This window comes from Nonomuraea sp. NPDC050786 (assembly GCF_040654115.1).
Taxonomy (GTDB): domain Bacteria; phylum Actinomycetota; class Actinomycetes; order Streptosporangiales; family Streptosporangiaceae; genus Nonomuraea.
Genome location: NZ_JBFAHJ010000011.1, coordinates 117,828 through 136,603 on the forward strand (window position 1 = coordinate 117,828; position 18,776 = coordinate 136,603).

15 protein-coding genes are annotated in these 18,776 nt (G+C 71.4%); 9 read left to right on the forward strand and 6 right to left on the reverse strand.

All coding sequences use genetic code 11. The features are described 5' to 3' along the window. Positions 1-23: 23 nt before the first annotated feature. The 4 genes from AB0H84_RS21855 (at position 24) to vanY-N (ending at position 8,009) form a co-directional block, all read left to right on the forward strand. Entirely contained in the window at positions 24-1,352 is a 1,329-nt protein-coding gene (locus AB0H84_RS21855) for an SWIM zinc finger family protein (protein ID WP_357606859.1), read from the forward strand. Further along, positions 1,349-4,531 carry a hypothetical protein gene (locus AB0H84_RS21860; RefSeq protein ID WP_357606862.1) on the forward strand — a complete coding sequence of 1,061 codons (3,183 nt, stop codon included), beginning with the start codon at positions 1,349-1,351 and terminating at the stop codon, positions 4,529-4,531. Before AB0H84_RS21855 ends, AB0H84_RS21860 begins: the two co-directional genes overlap by 4 nt. Beyond that, complete coding sequence (locus tag AB0H84_RS21865) at positions 4,528-7,338, forward strand: hypothetical protein (protein WP_357606865.1); 2,811 nt, start codon at positions 4,528-4,530, stop codon at positions 7,336-7,338. The genes AB0H84_RS21860 and AB0H84_RS21865 overlap by 4 nt, the downstream gene beginning before the upstream one ends. Positions 7,339-7,436: 98 nt before the next feature. Next, positions 7,437-8,009 (forward strand): D,D-peptidase/D,D-carboxypeptidase VanY-N, encoded by a 573-nt coding sequence (vanY-N, locus tag AB0H84_RS21870; protein WP_357606868.1) that lies wholly within the window; start codon positions 7,437-7,439, stop codon positions 8,007-8,009. A gap of 26 nt (positions 8,010-8,035) precedes the next feature. On the opposite strand, the gene AB0H84_RS21875 is transcribed toward vanY-N, so the two are convergent. Genes AB0H84_RS21875 through AB0H84_RS21885 form a run of 3 tightly spaced genes read right to left on the reverse strand, consistent with a single transcriptional unit; the run spans position 8,036 to position 11,097 of the window. Next, positions 8,036-8,728, reverse strand: a complete 693-nt coding sequence (locus AB0H84_RS21875; RefSeq protein ID WP_357606871.1) for an aspartate/glutamate racemase family protein — start codon at positions 8,726-8,728, stop codon at positions 8,036-8,038. A 36-nt stretch (positions 8,729-8,764) separates the two neighbouring features. After that, complete coding sequence (murF, locus tag AB0H84_RS21880) at positions 8,765-10,144, reverse strand: UDP-N-acetylmuramoyl-tripeptide--D-alanyl-D-alanine ligase (protein ID WP_357606874.1); 1,380 nt, start codon at positions 10,142-10,144, stop codon at positions 8,765-8,767. Further along, complete coding sequence (locus tag AB0H84_RS21885) at positions 10,141-11,097, reverse strand: D-alanine--D-alanine ligase family protein (RefSeq protein WP_357607165.1); 957 nt, start codon at positions 11,095-11,097, stop codon at positions 10,141-10,143. The genes murF and AB0H84_RS21885 overlap by 4 nt, the downstream gene beginning before the upstream one ends. A 194-nt stretch (positions 11,098-11,291) precedes the next feature. Here AB0H84_RS21885 and AB0H84_RS21890 point away from each other — a divergent pair, with 194 nt between their 5' ends. The 4 genes from AB0H84_RS21890 to AB0H84_RS21905 all read left to right on the forward strand — a co-directional run bounded on the left by AB0H84_RS21890 (position 11,292) and on the right by AB0H84_RS21905 (position 13,378). Next, on the forward strand, positions 11,292-12,008 hold the full coding sequence (locus tag AB0H84_RS21890; RefSeq protein ID WP_357606877.1) for a hypothetical protein: 717 nt from the start codon (positions 11,292-11,294) through the stop codon (positions 12,006-12,008). Further along, positions 12,005-12,649 carry a bifunctional 4-hydroxy-2-oxoglutarate aldolase/2-dehydro-3-deoxy-phosphogluconate aldolase gene (locus tag AB0H84_RS21895; protein WP_357606880.1) on the forward strand — a complete coding sequence of 215 codons (645 nt, stop codon included), beginning with the start codon at positions 12,005-12,007 and terminating at the stop codon, positions 12,647-12,649. Before AB0H84_RS21890 ends, AB0H84_RS21895 begins: the two co-directional genes overlap by 4 nt. A gap of 78 nt (positions 12,650-12,727) precedes the next feature. Further along, a complete protein-coding gene (locus AB0H84_RS21900) occupies positions 12,728-13,003 on the forward strand; it encodes a hypothetical protein (RefSeq protein WP_357606881.1) in 276 nt (91 codons plus the stop codon). Positions 13,004-13,063: 60 nt separating this feature from the next. Then, a complete protein-coding gene (locus AB0H84_RS21905; protein ID WP_357606884.1) occupies positions 13,064-13,378 on the forward strand; it encodes a hypothetical protein in 315 nt (104 codons plus the stop codon). 62 nt (positions 13,379-13,440) lie between these two features. Here AB0H84_RS21905 and AB0H84_RS21910 read toward each other — a convergent pair whose 3' ends face one another. Next, positions 13,441-14,700, reverse strand: a complete 1,260-nt coding sequence (locus AB0H84_RS21910) for a cytochrome P450 (RefSeq protein WP_357606887.1) — start codon at positions 14,698-14,700, stop codon at positions 13,441-13,443. A gap of 241 nt (positions 14,701-14,941) precedes the next feature. Between AB0H84_RS21910 and AB0H84_RS21915 the strand changes: the two genes are divergently transcribed. After that, positions 14,942-15,967: a M36 family metallopeptidase gene (locus tag AB0H84_RS21915; protein ID WP_357606890.1), complete on the forward strand. Its 1,026-nt coding sequence runs from the start codon at positions 14,942-14,944 to the stop codon at positions 15,965-15,967. A gap of 95 nt (positions 15,968-16,062) precedes the next feature. Here the strand turns inward: AB0H84_RS21915 and AB0H84_RS21920 are convergent, their stop codons facing one another. Continuing rightward, entirely contained in the window at positions 16,063-16,473 is a 411-nt protein-coding gene (locus tag AB0H84_RS21920) for a DUF4189 domain-containing protein (RefSeq protein ID WP_357606893.1), read from the reverse strand. A gap of 123 nt (positions 16,474-16,596) precedes the next feature. Next, complete coding sequence (locus AB0H84_RS21925) at positions 16,597-18,564, reverse strand: right-handed parallel beta-helix repeat-containing protein (RefSeq protein WP_357606896.1); 1,968 nt, start codon at positions 18,562-18,564, stop codon at positions 16,597-16,599. Positions 18,565-18,776: the final 212 nt, after the last annotated feature.

The following is an 18,776-nucleotide window of genomic DNA, read 5'->3' on the forward strand; positions in this document are numbered from 1 at the left end:
TGGGGCGATCTATTGTCCCGGCCATGACTTCAGCGACGCAGGCGTACACGTACGCCGCGCCCTCCTCCCTCGTCGACGGTCGTCTCGGATTGGCGACCTCCGGCGGACGTGCCCTGTCCGGCCCCGCCGTGGCCCCCCGGTTCTTCAGCGGCGTGGTGACCCAGGCGGCCCCCGCCGCGGCGTGCCTGCTCGGCGTCGCCGATGTGGCGCTGGCCCGCTACCACCAACCGCAGGCGCGCCCCGGCTGGGTGCGGGACCCGGTGGTGACGTGCAACGGAGATCGGTTGCGGTTCGAGTCGTTCTCGGCCTGTGGCGGGGTGTACGCCCGGCTCGACCTGCTGCAGGGCGCGCTCGACGGTGAGGTGTTCGACCGGGGCACCACCAACGTCGACGTGAACGCGCCGCTCCGGGAGGCGCTGGCGCGCATCGGCGCGCGTGACCCGTTGCACCTCGGGGTGGGCCTCGACGAACTGGTCGTGACCACGATGGACGGGGCGGTGGTGGAGAAGAAGGTGCCGCTGCCCGAGCGCTGGTTACGCGGATTCGCCGAGGTGCAGGTCATCGCCTCGGGCATGGACCAGCGCGGCGAGCTGACCGGCATGGCGGCGGTGCGGTTCCTGCGCGGGCTGCCCAAGAGGGGCACGGTGTGGGTGGCGCAGGCGGGGCGTGACCTGAAGCTCTCCGACCGTCAGGTTCCGGGCTCGGTCCAGCTCGCCGGCCCCAACCGGCTCGGCACCCTCCTGCCGCTGCTTCGCTTCGCGAAGTCCCTCCGGGTGTACGGCCCGGCCGACGCCGCCTCCAGCGCCTGGGAGCTGGAGCTTCCTGGCATGCGCTACACGCTGACCCTCTCGCCCGAGCGCTGGCGCGGCTTCTCCGGCGAGGGCGCGGTGCTCGACGACCTGGCCACCGACGAGGCCGAGAACGACGCCGACGTAGTCGGCATGCTGCTCAACTTCGAGCCCGAGATCGAGATCGGCCTGCTGGCCGACCGAGCGGGCATCCCCGCCGACCGGGTGCGGGCCGCGCTGACGCAGCTCGGCGTCGCCGGGCGGGTCGGCTACGACCTGTCGGAGGCCGCCCACTTCCACCGTGAGCTGCCCTATGACAAGGACAACGTGATCCTGCTCAACCCCCGGCTGGCCAAGGCGCGCAAGCTCGTCGACGCGGGCGCCGTGCGCCTCGAAGGCGAGTCGGCCACCGTCCACACCTCGGGCGGCGCGCGCCGGGTCTCGCTGGCCGACGGCTCCTGCACCTGCGAGTGGTGGTGGGACCATCGCGGCTCCCGCGGGCCGTGCAAACACGTGCTGGCCGCCCGGATCGTCGCCCGCGCCGCCGTGGAGGTCTCCCGATGACCCTCTGGACGGAGATCTGCGACCTGATCACTCGCAAGCGGGTCACCCGCCTGGCCGACCGGCTGGTCACGCTCACCGAGGAGGAGCGCGCCGAGCTCGGCGGGCGGTTGCCCGGCCTCGTCAAGGAGCTGCGCCGCACGCGCACCGAGCAGGTGCGCGCCGAGCATCCCGACGACTTCGAGGAGCTGGTCTCCTGGGAGGTCGGCGACCTGCTCGACGAACTGGCCGGCGCGCTGCTGCTGACCGGTGTCGGCGTCATCACCGGCCCCGCGGCCGCCGTGACGTGGATGACGAGCCGCGACGTCAACCGCCGCTGGGCCGAGGACCCCGACGTCGCCCAGGTGTGCCGGGTGGCGGCCGCCCGCCCGCTGGAGTGGCGTCGCGATGTCGCGGTACGGCTGGCCCAGCGGGTACGCCGTCCCGCCGACCGCATCGCGCCGCTGGCCGTGGCGCTGCTGCGCGAGTCCGGCGCCGTGCCGCCCGACCACGACCCGCTGGTGGCCGCCTGGCTGGCCGCGCCGAGCGTGGCCGGTGACCCGCTGACCCCCGTGCTGCTGCCTCGTGTCTTCACCGCCGACGGCGCGGGCCGCGCCCTCCGTGACGAGCGGCTGGAGCCCCGGCCGACCCGCTGGCTGGCCGCCGCCGCCCGCAAGCTGCCCAGGGAGCAGGTGCTCGACGGTTGCGTGAGCCGTTTCCTGCGCGGCGGCGAGGCGCAGGACCTGCGTTTCTTCGTCCGGCTGCACACGCTCGTGGCGCCCACGCCAGAGGAGTCGGCCGAGAGGCTCCGCGACTACCTGCGGTTGTTGCCGTCGGCTCCGGGCACGGTCGCCGAGCTGGCCGCCGGGCAGGTGCGCGCGGCGATGCCGCTCGACCACGCAGACCTGGTCGAGGCGGTCGACGCGCTCACCTTCCGGGCCGAGGCCAAGCTCGCCGCCACCGGCCTGCGCTGGCTCGACCAGGCGATCCGGGCCACGCCCGAGGCCGCCGCCGACTTCGTGACCGCGCTGACCACGGCGTACGCGCACAAGTCCTTCGACGTGCGCAACCGCGCGGTCGAGCTGACCCTCAAACACGCCGATCTGTTCGCCGGCCACGCCGAGGCGATCCTCGACGGCGTCCGCCACCTCCCCGCCGACCTGGGCGCGAAGGTGGCCGGACAGTTCGGCGGGGAGAGCCCGGTCGAGGACCTGCTGGAGCGGAGGGAGTTCCCGCCGCTGCCCGAACTGCCGGAGGCGCGGCGCTTCCCCGAGCCGTCCATCTCCCCCGCCTACCACGAGCGCTGGATCGGTTGGGAGCGCTGGCTGGCGGCCTTCGTCGCCGGGATCGCCGACGACCGGGCGCGACTGCGCCGCCAGCTCAAGCCCCACGGCGAGCAGGACCAGGGCTACTGGCGGTCCAGGGAGGTGCTCCTCGACCCCGACGACTGGCAGTCGGCGCTCTCCGCCGAGCTCGTCACCCCCGGCAGCGTGCCGGAGCTCCCGCCGGTCAAACCGGAGAAGTTCTGGGACGCCGGGAACCACTCCGTGAGTGTGCGCGCCCTCACCCGTGGCGAGGAGCCCGACACGGATCCGTCGCCCCGGGGGTTCTTCGTGGGCGGCTTCTTCCGGCCGGGCCGCTACCTCGACGACGACGCCCCGATGCGCGTCTTCTTCATCACCTGGACCAGCGACGACGGCCCGGACGGGGCGGTGGCCCACGAGGGCGACCGGCAGATCCCCTTCGCCGGGGGCCGGATCCACCTGAACGGCTCCCCCACCGACCCCGAGGATGACGAGGAGATCCGCGACGACAAGCTGCCGGATCGCCACCATCCGCCGCGGACGAGGCCCGGCGTCCTGTACGACGACTCCGTGGAGGCCATGCCCTCGTTCATCCTCGACCGCGCCTACGAGGAAATGGCCGAGCTCGGCGTGGACCCCGCGCGGATCGCGGCGATGCAGGCGGGGAAGCAGGTGCCCCCGCCGAACCCGGGCGAGCCGCTCGTAGAGGTGACCGTCGTCTTCGTCCCGCCCCGGCTGCGTTCCTTCATGCCCAACGAGCTGCCCGAGCATGGCGAGTGGCGGCGGCGCAACCGGCTGCCCCACCCCGATCACGTCTCCCCGCCCCACGACTTCCTGCTGCACCGCTACGCGGAACTCGCCGAGGCCCTCCGCAACGGCGTCCTGCCACCGGTGCTGCTGGCCACGCCGACCTGGATGAGCGGCCACCTCGACCCCGACGTGCTGATCGACCGGCTGGAGACCTGCGCCGCCGCCGGCGTGGAGCCACTCCCTGCCGACCTGGCGCAGGCGCTGCTGCGGCTGCCCCGGGGCGGCCAACCGGCCGCGGCCGACCGGGCCGCCAAGATCGACTCGGCGGCGGCGCGCTCGGCCGCCCGCTGGCTCGCCGGTGACGGCCTGGTCGACCCCGAGTGCGGCCACGTGTGGCGCCACATGGTCGACGCGTCCATGGTGGAGTTCGGCGACGGCGAACCGGAGCACTTCACCGAGGTCAGGCTGCAGCCCGTGCTGCGGGTGACGGCCCCGACCGGCCATCGGCTGATCGACGAGGTGCTGCTGCGCCAGCCGTTCGATTGGAGGGCCGACGAGTCCGGCGGCACGCTCAGGGCATGGCCCGCCATACTGCCCTCGCACCGCGAGGTCGTGGCCGTCAACTTCCTGCCCTTCCTGCTGTACGGCCACTGGGGTTCGTGGGTGACTCCGACGGAGATCACCGGTCTGGAGATCGCCCAGGGTCCGATGGGCGAGTCCACGGCGGTGATCCTCGCCTTCCTCCTGGCCGGCGGCGTGCACGGCATGATCCCGCTGATCCTGAGCATGGCCGCCAGGGGCGAGCTGCCCGCCGAGGCGATCGGCCGCCAGCTCGCGCTGGTGCTCCGCCGCACCTGGCGGGAGACGCGCCCCGCCATCGCGGCCCTGACCGGGCTGGCCGATGCCGGCGGCCACCACGAGGTGTGGCGCATCCTGCGCGCCCTGCTGCCCGGGATGCTGCCGGGCGAGGGGCAGCGCATCACCGTGACCCACGCCGAACTCGTCGCCCTCGCCGCCGACGTGGCCCGCTGGACCGGCGCGCGCGGGGAGATCCCGGTCGTCGCGGAGTTCGCGCGCAGCCGCCGGACGATCCGCTTCGTCCACGAGTGCAAGCGCCTCCACGCCCAGCTCACCGGAGCCACGTCATGACCTCTGACGGCATCCGTACCGAGATCAGGCATCTCGTGCTCAACCACGACGCCGAGGGGCTGGCGTTGCGGTTGCCGAAGCTCACCGACGCTGAGCGGGCCACCGTCGCCGCCGAGCTGCCGGGCCTGCTCGCCGAGCTCCGCGAGAGCCCGCTGCCGGCCGCCGGCTTCGGCTGGACCGCCGACGACCAGGTCGCCGGCCTGTCCGAGGTGCTGATGATGGTGGGCGCGGCGACCATTCCCGGCCCGGCCGGGGCGGCCACCTGGCTGCTGAAACGCGACCTCAATCCCCGCTGGTCCGCCGCGCCGAGCCCGCACCGGCTGGTGAAGGCGCTCTCCGGTCGCCCGGCGGCCTGGCGTGCCGATCTGGCGGTACGGCTCACGCGCCGCATCCGCCGTCCCGACGACCGGATCGTCCCGCTGGCCTTGGCTCTGCTGCGCGACGTCGAGGCCACCCCACCCGACCACGAGCCGCTGGTGGCGGCCTGGTTGTCGGCGGTAGCCGTGGCCAAGGACCCGCTGACGCCCCACCTGCTTCCGAAGATCTTCGAGGCGGCCGGCGCGGGCCGGGCGCTGGTCAACGAGACGCTCACCCCGAAGCCGTCCCGCTTGCTGGCCCTGGCCGCCGGCACGCTGCCGCGCGAGCAGATCATCACCGGCTGCGTGCGCCGTTTCCTGCTCGGCGGCGACGCGCAGGACCTGCGCTTCTTCGTCCGGCTGCACACGCTCGTGGCGCCCACGCCGGAAGAGTCGGCCGGGCGGCTGCGCGACTACCTGCGCCTGCTGCCCACCGCGCCGGCCCCGGTGGCCGAGCTGGCCTGGCAGCAGCTGCGCCAGGCGCGGCTCGACCCGGCGGACGCCGCCGAGGCCATCGAGGCGATGACCTTCCGCCAAGAGGCCAAGCTCGCCGTGAAGGGTCTCACCTGGCTCGACCGCGACCTCGCCCACCATCCGGAACGGGTGGCCGACCACGTCACCGCGCTGACCAACGCGTACGCGCACGCCTCTCACGAGGTGCGCGACCGCGCGGTCACCCTCACCCTCGAGCACGCCGACCACCTCAGCGACCCCGCGCCGATCCTGGAGGCGGCCGAACTGCTGCCCCCGGCCTCGGCCCGGCAGCTCTTCGAGCGCTTCATCGAGGGCTGGACCGGCGACTTCACCCCCGGCCGCCTGCCCGAGGTCACCGTCCCAGGCCCGTTCCCCGCCTCCGGCCTGGAGAGCGGCCCGCCGGAGGCGATCGGCTGGATCGAGGTCGAGGCGTGGCTGGCGGCGGTCACGCGGCAAGCGCATACGAACCCGGATGCCCTGAAGGAAACGCTGGCCCGGCGGTTCGGCGAACATCTGCGGCCGGTGCTCTACGACGCGGAGACGTGGCACTCCCCGCGTGACTGGTGCACCGCTCTGGCCAGGGAGCTGGTCAACCCCGGCGAAGATCCGGGGCCGCCCATGTCCCGTCCGCCGAGGCAGCGTCCGTCGTACAGGCAGACGAGCTCCGAGGAGCCGCCTTTCCCCGGCCTGTCCGGCGATCTCGGGCAGGCCCTGTACGACGGCGTGGTGAAACTCGCGGCCACGGCCTTCCAGCTGTTCCCGGGCCTCCGCACGGTCGTCCCGCTCCACGAGCTGCCCGACTACGTGCAGGAGGAGTTCCTGCGGACGGTCGACCTCCAGGCCGATCTCCACGACCAGGAGGCGGGACCTGCGCCCGCCTCCTGGGACCGTCTCCCCAGCCTGCGGCAGTGCGCCCGCCCCCACGCCTTCCTCCTGTCCCGCCTCGACGAACTCCTGCGCGCGGCGAAGGCCGGCGCCCTGCCCCCGGTCCTGCTGGCCACCCCCACCCGCGCCGACGGACACCTCGATCCCGGGACCTTGCTCGACCGCCTGGCCGTGTGCGCGGACTCCGGCTGCGAACCGCTCCCGCTGGACGTGGCACAGGCCCTGTTGCGCCTCCCGCCCCATCCCGCTCCCGACCTGGCCGCACGCGCCAAGGGCATCGGCTCGGCGGCCGCCGCGGCGGTGGCCCGCTGGTTCGCGCGCGGCGCGCCCCCACCTCCGGAGGTGGAGCTGACCTGGACCCTCGACCTGGGCTCCCGTGTCGTGCCCTACGACGACCATCTCCTCGACCAGCGCGGCATCGCCAACGTGAGCTGGCAACCCGTGGAGCCCACCGGTCTCGCCGACCTCGACGCCCTGCTGACCGTGCCGGAGACGCGCCCTTTCCATCGCGTGTCACGTCACTTCTGGCCCGGCATGATGCCCCACCACCGGGAGCTCGCGGCGGCCCATCTGGCGACCGGCCTGATCGACCGTTTCCACCGGCCTGACATCGCGATCGACGACCTCCGCAACCTGACCCTGGCCGAAGGCGCGCCCGGCCCGGCGACGGCCCTGGTGCTGGCCTACTTCCTCACCGTGGAGGGCGACGACGCGGTGCCCTCACTGCTGCAGCTGGCGGCCAAGGGCGCGCTCCCCGCCGCCGAGACGGGCCGCCTGCTGGGCCTGCTCGGCCGTCGCACCCGCTACGAGGCCGGCCCCGCGCTGCCCTCGCTGGAGCTGGCCGCCAGGCAGGGCGCGCACGCCGAGGTGTGGACGATCCTGCGCCACTTCCTGGCCGTCTTCCTCCCGAGAGAGGGCGAGCGGGCCCGGCGTCCGCACATCGACGCCGTCGTGCTGGCCACCGACATCGCCACGTGGGCCGGCGCGCGGGGAGAGATCCCCGAGGTGGCCGCCCACGCGAACAAGCGCGGTTCGACCTCGCTGACCCGGGCCTGCCGGAGCCTCCACCAGTTCCTGACCCGGGAGGCCTGACCAGCTCGGCGGCGGTCTGGGGAGCTGGCCGGCCGCCGTCGGCAAACGGTGACATGCGGCGGACGGCGCACGCACATTGGGCGCCAATCGTAGTCGTCATGAGCGAACCACGCACCATCCCACCTCGGCCCCGGGACCGGCTGTTCGCCGCGGCCACGCTGGTGCTCGCCGTGCTCCTGCTGCCCGCGGCGTTCGTCCGTCATCCCCGCCGCGCCCGCGAACTGGCCTGCCGCTGGGCGTTATGGATGCGATTCCCCGCCGAGGACCTCACCGGGCTCACCGACGGCGCCCTGGCGGCGTTCACCGCGGCACGCACGGAGGCCCTCTGGCGGCACGGCCAGCTCATCGGCCTCACCTCGGGTTACCGCGATCCCCTTGTCCAGCAACGGATGTTCGACGATGAGGTGCGCCGCACCGGCTCCCCGGCCTCGGCACGAATGCTCGTGCTGCCACCGGCGGAATCTCCCCACGTCAAGGGGATCGCGCTGGACGTACGCCCCCATGAAGGCGCGCGCTGGCTGGAGGAGCACGGCGCCCGCTACGACCTCTACCGGATGTACGACAACGAGTGGTGGCACTTCGAGCACCGCCCGGAGAGCGGCGGCACGCCACCCCGACGACTGCCCCACCCCGGCGTGCGCTACGTGAGCGAGAACGGGCAGCAGATGTAGCCGGAGGTCCCGCGACCGCAAGCGCGTCAGTCGGCCAGCGCGAAGCCGGCCGCCGCCTCCGCGTGCAGCCGGGCGCTCGGCAGCACCGGGATGGCGCTGTCCTTCTCGCCGATCAGCAGCTCGATCTCCGTGCAGCCGAGGATGACGCCTTCGGCGCCGTCGGCCGCGAGATCCTCGATGATCCGGGCGTACGCGTCCCTGGACGATTCCCGGATCACCCCGCGCACCAGCTCCTCGAAGATCACGCGATGGACCAGCTCCCGCTGGTCACGCCGCGGGACGACCACGTCGAAGCCGTGCGCGGCCAGCCGATCCCGGTAGAAGGACTCCTCCATGGTGAAGCGGGTGCCCAGGAGACCGACCTTGCGCATCCCCCTGGCGCGGACCTCCGCGCCCACGGCGTCGGCGATGTGCAGCACGGGCACGCTCGCGGCCCGCGCCACGTCGTCGCTGACCCGGCTGAAGGTGTTGCTGCAGACGAGCAGGACCTCGGCGCCGAGATCCTCCAGTTTCCCGCCCGCATCAGTCAGCAAGGTGCTCACCTCGTCCCAGCGGTCGGCGAAGATGAGGTCCTCGACGGTCGTGTAGTCGACCGACCAGATGAGGCTGTTGGCGGAATGGCTGCCGCCGAGTCGCTCGCGTACCCGCTGGTTGATGATCTGGTAGTAGATCACCGTCGATTCCCAGCTCAGCCCGCCGATGAGACCGATAGTGCGCATGAAACTCCGTTTCTCTGGCTTGTGCCGGCAGGCTGGTCAGGCGCCGGACAGCGCACGGGCGCAGGCAGCGAGCCCGATCTCGCTGGATGCCTTGACGAACACCACGTCCCCCGGCTCGAGAAGGGCGGTGGCCAGCCTGATGGCCTCGGCCACGTCCTCGACGGTATGGACGGCCACGCCCTGGTTCGAGGACGCCGCCGCCCACGCCATCGCGAGCGGATCCCCCGCTCCGACCGCGATCAGCACGTCGAATCGGAGGTCGGCGACGAGCCGGCCCATCTCCGCGTGCCGGGCGCGGGAGGCCTCCCCCTGCTGCCCCATCGCGCCGAGCACGGCGACGGTACGACGAGGGCCGGCCAGGGCCTTCACCGCCCGCAGCCCGGCCCGCATGGATTCGGGGCTGGCGTTGTAGGCGTCGTTGACGACGGTGATGCCGTCAGGTCGTTCGACGATCTCCAGCCGGCCCGCCGAGCGCCGCCGTGCGGTGTTCAGTCCCTCGGCGATCTCGGCGGCGCCCAGGCCGAGTGCGGTCGCGACGGCGGCGGCGGCCAGGGCGTTGCTCACCTGGTGCTCGCCGATGAGGTCGAGCCGGACCGAGGCGCGGCCGGCGGGCGTCACCAACGCGAACGCGGGTCGCGCCCGGTCGTCCATCCGCACGTCTTCGGCTCGCACCTGCGCCTCCGCCGACCCGCCGTACAACAGGATCCGGGCCCTGGTGCGGCCGGCCATGCCCATGACGTACGGATCGTCGGCGTTGAGCAGCGCGAACCCGTCCGCCGGAAGCGCCTCGACCAGCTCCCCTTTGGCCTCGGCCACGTCGGCCGGCCCCGATCCCATCCGCTCCACATGTGCGGTGCCGACATTGAGCACCAGCCCGACCTGGGGCGGTGCGAGCCCGGTCAGGTACGTCAGGTCGCCCTTGCGGCCCGCACCCATCTCCAGCACCAGGTATCGGGTGGTGGCATCGGCACGCAGCACGGTGAGCGGCAGCCCGAGCTCGTTGTTGAACGACCTGTCGGTGGCGACCGTCGGCCCGTGCCGTTCGAGCACCTGGGCCAGCAGGTCCTTGGTCGTGGTCTTGCCCACGGAGCCGGTCAGGCCGACCACGGTCGGGCTGATGCGGTCGAGCAGGTGCCTGGCCAGCCGGCCGATCGCCGCCTGGACGTCCTCGACCACGAGGGCGGGCACGCCGACGGGCCTTGCGGCCAGCACGGCGACGGCGCCGCGCGCGACGGCACCGGCCGCGTAGTCGTGACCGTCGACGCGGGCGCCGACCGTCGCGGCGAACAGGCCGCCGGGCACCACCTCGCGTGAGTCGACCGCCGAGGGCGCCGTCACCGGCGCCTCCGGATCGCGCACGTCATGCAGGTCTGCGCCGACGACCCGGGCGATCTCGTTCAACGTCATGTGGATCATGAACCGCTCCTGGCGAACGCGAGGTCGATGAGGCGGCGCAGCAGTTCCGGGTACGGGACCCCGCTTGCGCCCCAGGCCCTGGCGTAGACGGAACGCGAGGTGAAGCCGGGCATGGTGTTGATCTCCAGCACGTACAGACGTCCCGTGTCCTCCTCATAGAGGAAGTCGACACGGGACAGGCCGTAGCCGCCGATCGCCCGGAAGGCGCGCAGGGAGAGCTCGCGCACGTCCTCGGCCACCCGTTCCGGCAGCACGGCGGGGATGGTGGCGATCTCGGCCTGGCTGAGGTACTTGGCCTCATAGTCGAGCCAGTCGCCGGGCACGAGGAGTTCGCCGGGCACCGAGGCCTCCGGCGTGTCATGGTCGCCGAGCACGCCGCAGATGAGCTCGCGCGCGGTCACGCCCTGCTCGAGGACGACCACCCGGTCGTAGGCCAGCGCCAGATCCACGCCCGCGCGCAGCTCCTCCATGGAGGTGACACGTGAGATGCCGATGGAGGAGCCCATGTTGGCCGGTTTGACGTACATCGGCCAGTCGAGCGACTTCACCAGCCCCCAGTGGTCGGTGGTGGTGCGCCATTCGTGCTCGGTGAACCACACATGCGGGGTGACCGGAATGTCCTCCGCCAAGAACATGCGCCGCATCGCGACCTTGTTCATGGCCACCGCAGAGGCCATGACGCCGCAGCCCACGTACGGGATGCCCAGCGTCTCCAGGTGGCCCTGGACGACGCCGTCCTCGCCGAACGGCCCGTGCAGCACGGGGAAGACCACGTCCACCAGACCGCGTCGCAGCTCCACCGGCCACCGGCCCTGCCGGTCGATGATGACGGCGACGGGCTCGTACAGGTCTCTCGGCAGAGCGTCGAGCACAGCCTGCGCCGACTGCAGCGACACCTCGTGCTCGGCGGACGGCCCACCCGCCAGCACAGCCACGCGTACGCGTTCAGCCACGATCAACCAGCCTTCCCTCAGTGGCACGGAGACAGCCGGACCTCCCGCCAGGGAACAGGCGCCGGTCAGCCCCACCACTGTCGGCCGACCATGTCCCCGCTCCGTCAGCGCCATGTCATGGTTGTGTCACGGCCGCGCCGACCACATCCGGGGCGTCCGGCCGGCCGGGCCGTAGTTATAGTTACTGTTCGGCTGTGCGACGACTCGATGTCCCGAGCCAGATTCCCCCGCCCGTGGAAGGCCACCTGCGGCTGGGCGATCTCCCCCACCAGCCCGACGCGATCACCGTGAGCTCCCAGCACTTGAGCCGGCGAGGCAGGCCGGGGTTCCCGATCATGGGAGAGTTCCACTACGGCCGCTACCCGGCGGCCGAGTGGCGGGAACGCGCGGCCGTCCTGGTACTGGACGCCGCCCGCGCCATGACCGCAGCCCGGGGGCGGCTCTGGGGTGCTCACCGGCTGGTGCTGAGCGAGCGGCCCGTGGTGATCGAGGAAGGCCGCGTGGTGGTCTACGGCCAGGGCTCCTCCGACGTGCGGATCTTCCCCGCTCCGGCCTCCGCGACGCGGACCGATGGCGTGTTCGGCCTGCTGCCGGCGCCCGCCCCTGCCGGTCAGGGGCCGGAGGCGAAGGTGGAGGAGGTCAAGCAGGCGGGCCCGGGCTACGTCGGCGGCCGCCTGGTGGCCGACCAGTTCTGGTACGGCCCGGCCTGGGAGATCGGGCTGCGCCGCTTCCGCGAGGAGATCCTGGAGCACGGCATCGAGGTGAGGCTGCTGCCGCTCAGCGAGGGCGCGCCCGTGTTCATCTCTCCCAGGGTGCGGCCCACCGCCTGTCCCGGCGGCTCCGTCCTGGAGCTGCGCTCGGTAACCCTCACTCCGGCGCCCCGCACTATGATCATCGAGGACGAGCGATGACCACACTGGACGAGGCGCTGGCCGCTCTGCCCGTCATCGCCATCATCAGAGCCGCCGAATCCCGCCACCTCAGCTCCGCGCTGGAGACCCTCGCCGGCACCGGCGTCCGCGCGATGGAGATCACCATGACGACTCCCGGCGCGGCCGAGGCCATCCGATGGGCGGCCGGGGGCGGGCTCCAGGGAGTGGCGGTCGGGGCCGGCACCGTGCTCGACGCGGCCTCGGCGCGCCAGGCCGTGGACGCCGGCGCCGGATACCTGATCACACCGGCTGTGCTGCCCGAGGTGATCGCGGAAGGGCGGCGGCTTGGCGTCCCCGTCCTGCCGGGGGCGTTCACGCCGACGGAGATCGTGCAGGCGTGGTCGCAAGGGGCCGCCATGGTCAAGGTCTTTCCCGCAGGTGCGGCGGGCGGCCCCGGCTACGTCAAGGACGTGCGGGCCCCGTTGCCGCAGATCCCGCTGGTGCCGACGGGGGGCATCCGCATCGAGGACGTGCCCGGCTACCTGCGGGCGGGGGCGCGGGCCGTGGGGATGGGCTCGCCGCTGTTGGGCGACGCCTGCGCGGACGGTGACATGGCAGCGCTGGCCGCCCGCGCCAGGCGGCTGATCGAGATCGTCGGGCGAAGGGGCACGGATGGGTGAGCTGGTCACCTTGGGCGAGGCCATGGCGGTGACGCGGGTGCCCGCCCCGCGTCTCAGGCGCCAGGCAAGATCGTCGCGGTGGCGTCCCTGACTCCCTGGGGATTCGGGACGCAGCAGATCGATCTCTACACGCCGCCGGAGACGCAGACCAGCCCCAAGTACGCCACCGTCCACGGCGCCAGGATCCAGCCGTATGCGCTGAACGACCCCGGCAAGATCTCCATCGCCTACACGGTCGGAACCAGCGCCGTGAAGGCGAGTTGCTGGACGCGTGGCTACTACTTCCCTGGCAATCAGTACCCGCGATTCATCGATGTGCCGGTCACGGCCTTCTTCACCCCCAAGACACCGTGAACGCCGCCTGACAGGAGCGCGCCGTGCTCCTGTCAGGCCGTCCCCTAGGAGGCCATCCGAATGAGCGTGCCGGCGCGTGTGCGGGCAGCGGCGGGACTCCTGGTTCTGCTCACCCTGTCCGCCTGCCAGATCGGTCCTGGCGAGCTGTTCAGGGTCGTCAACGAAACCGACGAGACGGTGGTGGTGAAGTGGAACGACGCCGTCTACGCCACGTTGCCGCCCGGTCGTATGACAGCCACAGCGCTTCCCGAGGGCTACTGCGAACAGTCGCAGGGCGACCGGTTCACCGCCACGTCGGACAGCGGCCGGCAGTATCGCTATCAGGGCCGGGTATGCAACGGGAACACCTGGAAGCTGCCCTCGCCCGGTGGCTGACGACGCGGAAAGGATCCGGACGGCCGGTCCACGCAGTCGGCCGTCTCGCCGAGTCGGAACGCTCAGCCGTCCTTCATGACGTAGCGGATGGGGAGCCGTTTGAGTCCGCCGACGAATGTGGTGGCGGTCCACACGGGCTCGCCGTCGAGCTCGACGCTCGCCAGCCTGGGGACGAGCTCGGCGAAGAGCGCGCGGATCTCCATGCGGGCGAGCGCTGCGCCCAGGCAGTAGTGGACGCCGGAGCCGAAGGCCAGGTGCCTGTTGGGGTCGCGGCCGACGTCGAAGCGGAACGGGTCGGCGAAGACCTGCTCGTCCCTGTTGGCCGACGGGTACGACAGCAGCACAGACTCGCCCTTCCTGATGGGCGTGCCGTTGACCTGGGTGTCAGCGGAGGCGGTGCGCATGAACTGCTTCACCGGGCTCACCCACCGGATCATCTCCTCGACGGCCGTCGGCAGCAGGCCCGGGTCGTCCCGCAGTCGCCGCAGCTCGTCCGGGTGCCGGATGAGCGCCTCCAGGCCGCCCGCGATGGTGGAGCTGGTGGTGTCGTGCCCGGCCGTGGCGATGAGGATGTAGTAGGAGGCGGCGGTGTTGTCGTCCAGCGGCCGGCCGTCGATGCGGGCGCCCGCGATCTCCGAGGCGAGGTCGCCGGTCGGCCTGGCCCTGCGCTCGGCCGTCAGCTCGTGGAAGTAGGCGAAGAGGTCGTCCAGCACGGAGGTGTGGCCCTGCGGGCTGCCGCCGCGCCCGGTCTCCTCGTCGTGCTGGCCGAACAGCTCCTGCGTGAGCAGCAACATGCGGGGGAAGTCCGACTCGGGCAGGCCCAGCAGGGTGAGGATGACGTAGAGCGGATAGTGCACGGCGACCTGGCGGGCGAAGTCGCACGCGCCTCCGTACTCTGCCATCCGGTCCACGTGCAGGCGGGCGAGCTCTCGGACCCGCACCTCCAGGGCGCGCATGGCCTTGGGGCGGAACCAGTCGGCCCCGACGGCGCGCAGGACGCGGTGCTCCGGATCGTCCATGTGGACGATGCTCCTGAGCGCGGTCCCCCGCGCCCGGCGCGTTTCGAGTGCGGCGTCGAGGTCCGCGGTCCTCAGCACGGGGCGCGGGGCGCTGAGCCACAGGGTGTGGTCCCGCTCGATCTCCAGCACGTCGGCGTGGCGGGTGACCGCCCAGAACGGGTTGTATCCCGGGACCTCCACGCGGTGGACGGGGGATTCACGGCGCAGCAGCGCGAGTGCCTCGTGCAGGCGGGTCTCGTCGGTGTACGCGGCGGGCCTGGCGAACGTTAGCCCGGCTTCGCTCACGGACATGGTGGGGTTCACGGGGAAGCCTCCTGTCACATCGGGTGGCACGCCGGGGGCAGTACATCCGGCCGGCCAGGAGGAGTGCCTTCCCTTCGGCGCCCCATAGGCCAGAAGGTGCCATTCCCGCGGCGCCGTGTCCCTAAGCGGGGAGTCGATGCGATCAGGACGAGGGACATACGTTGCCGTACCGACACAGGGGGTGACAAAAGGATCATAAATCCCGTAAGTTCACCGAATCCCACTAATTGGAGGATCTACGGTGAGCACCCCCCAACGTCGTTTGACTGCGGCCTGCCTGGCGGTCGGCACCATCACGGCGCTCCTCGCGCCGGGCACCGCCCAGGCCACGACCGATCCGACCGCCACCGTCTTCTACCCCAACGCGGTCCAGGGCACGGGCGACGAGTCCCTCGCCGACGACCACGACCGCGACGGCGCGGCCTTCGCCCCGGCGTACCGCACCGTCACCCTCACCGGCCTGGACAGCTCCGGCACTCTCACCGGGCGCTACGTCAGGGTCAAGAGCGAGACCGGCAAGGCCGCCGAGGCAGTGAACGGAGCCTTCCCGGCCTGGCATCGCGACAGTGACCAGTTCGAGCAGGTCATGGGCTACTACTGGGTCACCACCGCCCAGCAGTACATCCAGTCACTGGGCTTCGGCTCCCGGCTGCGCCCGGTGAACCAGCGCCAGATCGAGCTGCGGATCAACCAGTACGGCGGCGACAACTCCTTCTTCAGGGACGACAAGGCCAACATCACCCTCGGCAAGGGAGGCGTGGACGACGCCGAGGACGGCGAGGTGATCGTCCATGAGTACGGCCACTCGGTGCAGGACGGCCAGGTGACCGGCTTCGGCACGACCCTGGAGTCGGGCGCGATCGGTGAGGCCTTCGGCGACTACCTCGCCGTGGCCGTCAGCAGCTGGAAGACCGGCGTACCCACGCGGACGCCCGAGGCATGCGTGGCCGACTGGGACTCGGTCTCCTACACGTCAAGGGCCCCGCACTGCCTGCGCCGACTGGACGGCACCAAGCACTACCCCGAGGACCTGGTCGGCGAGGTGCACGCGGACGGCGAGATCTGGTCATCAGCCCTGTACGACATCCGCGGCAGGCTTGGTGACACGCTGGGCAGCACGGTCATCATCGACGCGCAGTTCGACTTCGCCAAGGACACCACGTTCAAGGCGGCGGCCGAGGCCACGGTGAACGCGGCACGGCGGCACGGCGGCGAGCCTGCCGCGACAGCCGTACGTGCCGCGTTCACCTCCAGAGGGCTTCTCTAGCTCCGCCGGAGCGCGGGGAACCCGGATCGGGACGGAGCAGGCGGTGGCACGTCCGCCTACTCCGCCCTCACACACGGTCCACTGCCGTGCCGGCGTTATCTCGTGGTGCACTGATAGACGATCCAGCGACCGCCGCCCGCGTTGGCTATGGCGTTCCTCTTAGCCCTGGCGGGCGTGCTCCCCCGGCCGCCCCAATAGACGTTTCTCCTGGCGTTGTAGGCGACAGCGCCACACCCGTTGACGAAGGTGACAAGGACTTTGCAGCTGGAGCGGCCGCATTCTTTCAGTGCCCGCCGTTTGGCGCCGGCCAGCGTCCCATAGTCCCAGGATCTGCCGTTACGGCCGTTCGGCGCCACAGCGATGGCACCGTAATAGTAACGTGCGTGACTTGCCTCCGCAGTAGCCGATGTAGCCGCAACAGCTGCTACGGGAGACGCCGTAGCCAGCACCCCGCTCGCCACAAAGACGCAAGCGGCCATGGCAGTGACCTTCTTGCCTAGCTGCATGATGTCTTCCCTTCATGCCGTCCACGCCGACGGCAGCGTGGTTGGTGAGGAGAGTCTGCAGTGTGTCACTTGCAAACCACTGAAATCAGCAGATATCTGGAGCAACGTGGAGGCCGCCGGCGCCTAAGCTGCCCCGGGACGGACCGCCACATCATCGATCTGGAACGCGGGTCCGGCGCTGCTCGCGTTCCAGACAAAGGTCCAGTCGACGCGGGTCGTGCCCGCGGGCGCGGTGAACGTGCCGGCCGCTTCGGTCCAGGCGGTCTTCCGAGCCAGGGAGATGGCGTCAGTACGCAGCACTGTGCCGGACTCGTCGCGCCACCGCACGTTCCACGTGACGGCAGGCATGGTCGCCACGGCCTCCCGGTACCACAGCGACACGTGGTAGCTCGTACCGGCGACCACGCCGCTGTATCCGGGGAAGTTGTCAAGCGCCACCGCGCTGCCGGACGCCTGGGCGCTGGTCATCTGCAGCGAGCCCGTGCCACCATGCGCGCCGCCGGTCTGGTGCGCCACGCCGGCCCCGTACCACGGGGTGTAGGGCGAGGTCGTCGAGCCGGACTCGAAGTCCTGCTCGGTGACCGCCGGCGGGGCGGGCGTGCCGCCGTCGAACGTGCTGCCGGCGTCCTGGCCGTACTGGGGGCCGACCCACAGCCCGGGCACGATGCGATTGCCCATGTCGGAGACCCTGAACTGCCACGGTCCCGTGTAGGTGTTGTCGTGCCAGGAGTTGTGCGACCCGTGGACGATCGACTGCTGGATCACGGCGCCCTTGTACGGGGACCAGTCCGGGTACGTACCCCAGTTGGACAGCAGGGCCATGTGCCCGCAGTACTGCGTCGGGCAGCCGCCCTTGACGGCACTGGGGTCGAAGGCGAACGTGTTGTGGTGGATGTCGACGTTCTTCGTCCACCAGCGGCAGTCGGTGTAGAGCGGCTCGCCGGCGATGGCAGGAGCCGAGCACTGTGACGTGTTGGTCGGTCCGACGATCAGCGTGCAGTCTCTGGTCGTCGAGGCCGGGCTGTTGCAGAACCGGTCGGCGTTCGCCCACGCGGTGATCCCGCCCCAGTTGTTCTCGAGCAGGTTGCCGGTGATCTCGATCTTGCTGGTCCGCGCCTTCAGGCGGGGCTCACCGTCCGCCTCGGACAGGTAGATCGCCGCTTCGGGGAACGGGTCGCCCTTCGCCGCCCGCTCGGCACCGGAGGCCCAGGCGTTGCGGCGGATGGTGTTGTTCCGGATCACGACGTTGTAGCTGATCTCGTAGAAGATCGCGAGCGACTCGTTGTCCTCGATGAGGTTGCCCTCGATGAGGAAGTCGTTGTTGTTGGTGTCCGCCCAGATGCCCGGCCCGTGGTTGCCGTGGACCCAGTTGCCGGTCACGTCGGCACCGTTCACCGCCCAGAACTTCATGCCACCGGTACATCCGCACCCAGGTTCCTGGTGCTCCCAGTCATCGGTGTTGTTGCCGGTGAACTCGTTGTCCGCCACGACCAGGCCGGTGATGGTGTTGCCGCCCTTGTACGCGTTCAGGCCGTACTGCCCGTTGTCCTTGAAGCAGTTACCACGGATCTTGTTCGTGGCCCCGGCCATCAGCCCCGCGCCGGCGTTGTTGCGGATCGTGTTGTGCTCCACGACCCAGCCGTCGCCGGAGTCGTGGTTGACCACACCCTGATCCTTCGGCGCGACGAACCCGGTGATGGTCAGGTACCGGATCGTGACGCCGGTCGCCTGCTGAGTGAACGCGAACAGGTTCAGCCGCTGCCCGTCCAGTACCGCGCCGGGCGCGCCGACGAACGTCGCGCCGTTGCCGGGCATGATCTGGGAGTACTTGTCGGTGCCCAGCGTGTGCGTGCCGGTCTCGAAGTAGTACGTGGTGTTCGCCTTGCGAAAGTCCACACCGCTGTTGTCGCCCGCAGGGACCACGACCGCGCCGGAGGGCGGTGTGGTCGGGCCGTTCAGCGACGAGCTGCCGCAGACCGCTGCCGTCGCCGTCGCGGTTGCCGAATCGACCGCGTCGCCACTCGCCGGCGTCGCGCCGCCCATGACGACCGTGGCGAGGGCCACCAGCGCCACCGGCCAGGTTCTTCGCATTCCTGTTCTCCTCCAGGTTCGGCCAGCCTTGGCGCACTCGACCGCCGGCCATCGCCGCTGTGGCCAGAGCTCGCGCCTACCCTCAAGATCAAACGCTGAGAGAGTACTGCAGGGCCGATGCCGGCGTCCTGATGATCAGGAACAGCGATGGACATCCGCGGCCGTGGCGTGTGTGCACAGCTGTGCCGACTGCCGCGGCGGGAAGAGCGACA

Bases quoted from the DNA above. Each gene is read 5' to 3' on its own strand.
- AB0H84_RS21855 (WP_357606859.1), top strand. From the start codon at position 24: ATGACTTCAGCGACGCAGGCGTACACGTACGCCGCGCCCTCCTCCCTC.
- AB0H84_RS21920 (WP_357606893.1), bottom strand. From the start codon at position 16,473: ATGCAGCTAGGCAAGAAGGTCACTGCCATGGCCGCTTGCGTCTTTGTG.
- AB0H84_RS21865 (WP_357606865.1), top strand. From the start codon at position 4,528: ATGACCTCTGACGGCATCCGTACCGAGATCAGGCATCTCGTGCTCAAC.
- AB0H84_RS21860 (WP_357606862.1), top strand. From the start codon at position 1,349: ATGACCCTCTGGACGGAGATCTGCGACCTGATCACTCGCAAGCGGGTC.
- AB0H84_RS21925 (WP_357606896.1), bottom strand. From the start codon at position 18,564: ATGCGAAGAACCTGGCCGGTGGCGCTGGTGGCCCTCGCCACGGTCGTC.
- vanY-N (WP_357606868.1), top strand. From the start codon at position 7,437: ATGAGCGAACCACGCACCATCCCACCTCGGCCCCGGGACCGGCTGTTC.
- murF (WP_357606874.1), bottom strand. From the start codon at position 10,144: ATGATCCACATGACGTTGAACGAGATCGCCCGGGTCGTCGGCGCAGAC.
- AB0H84_RS21895 (WP_357606880.1), top strand. From the start codon at position 12,005: ATGACCACACTGGACGAGGCGCTGGCCGCTCTGCCCGTCATCGCCATC.
- AB0H84_RS21905 (WP_357606884.1), top strand. From the start codon at position 13,064: ATGAGCGTGCCGGCGCGTGTGCGGGCAGCGGCGGGACTCCTGGTTCTG.
- AB0H84_RS21875 (WP_357606871.1), bottom strand. From the start codon at position 8,728: ATGCGCACTATCGGTCTCATCGGCGGGCTGAGCTGGGAATCGACGGTG.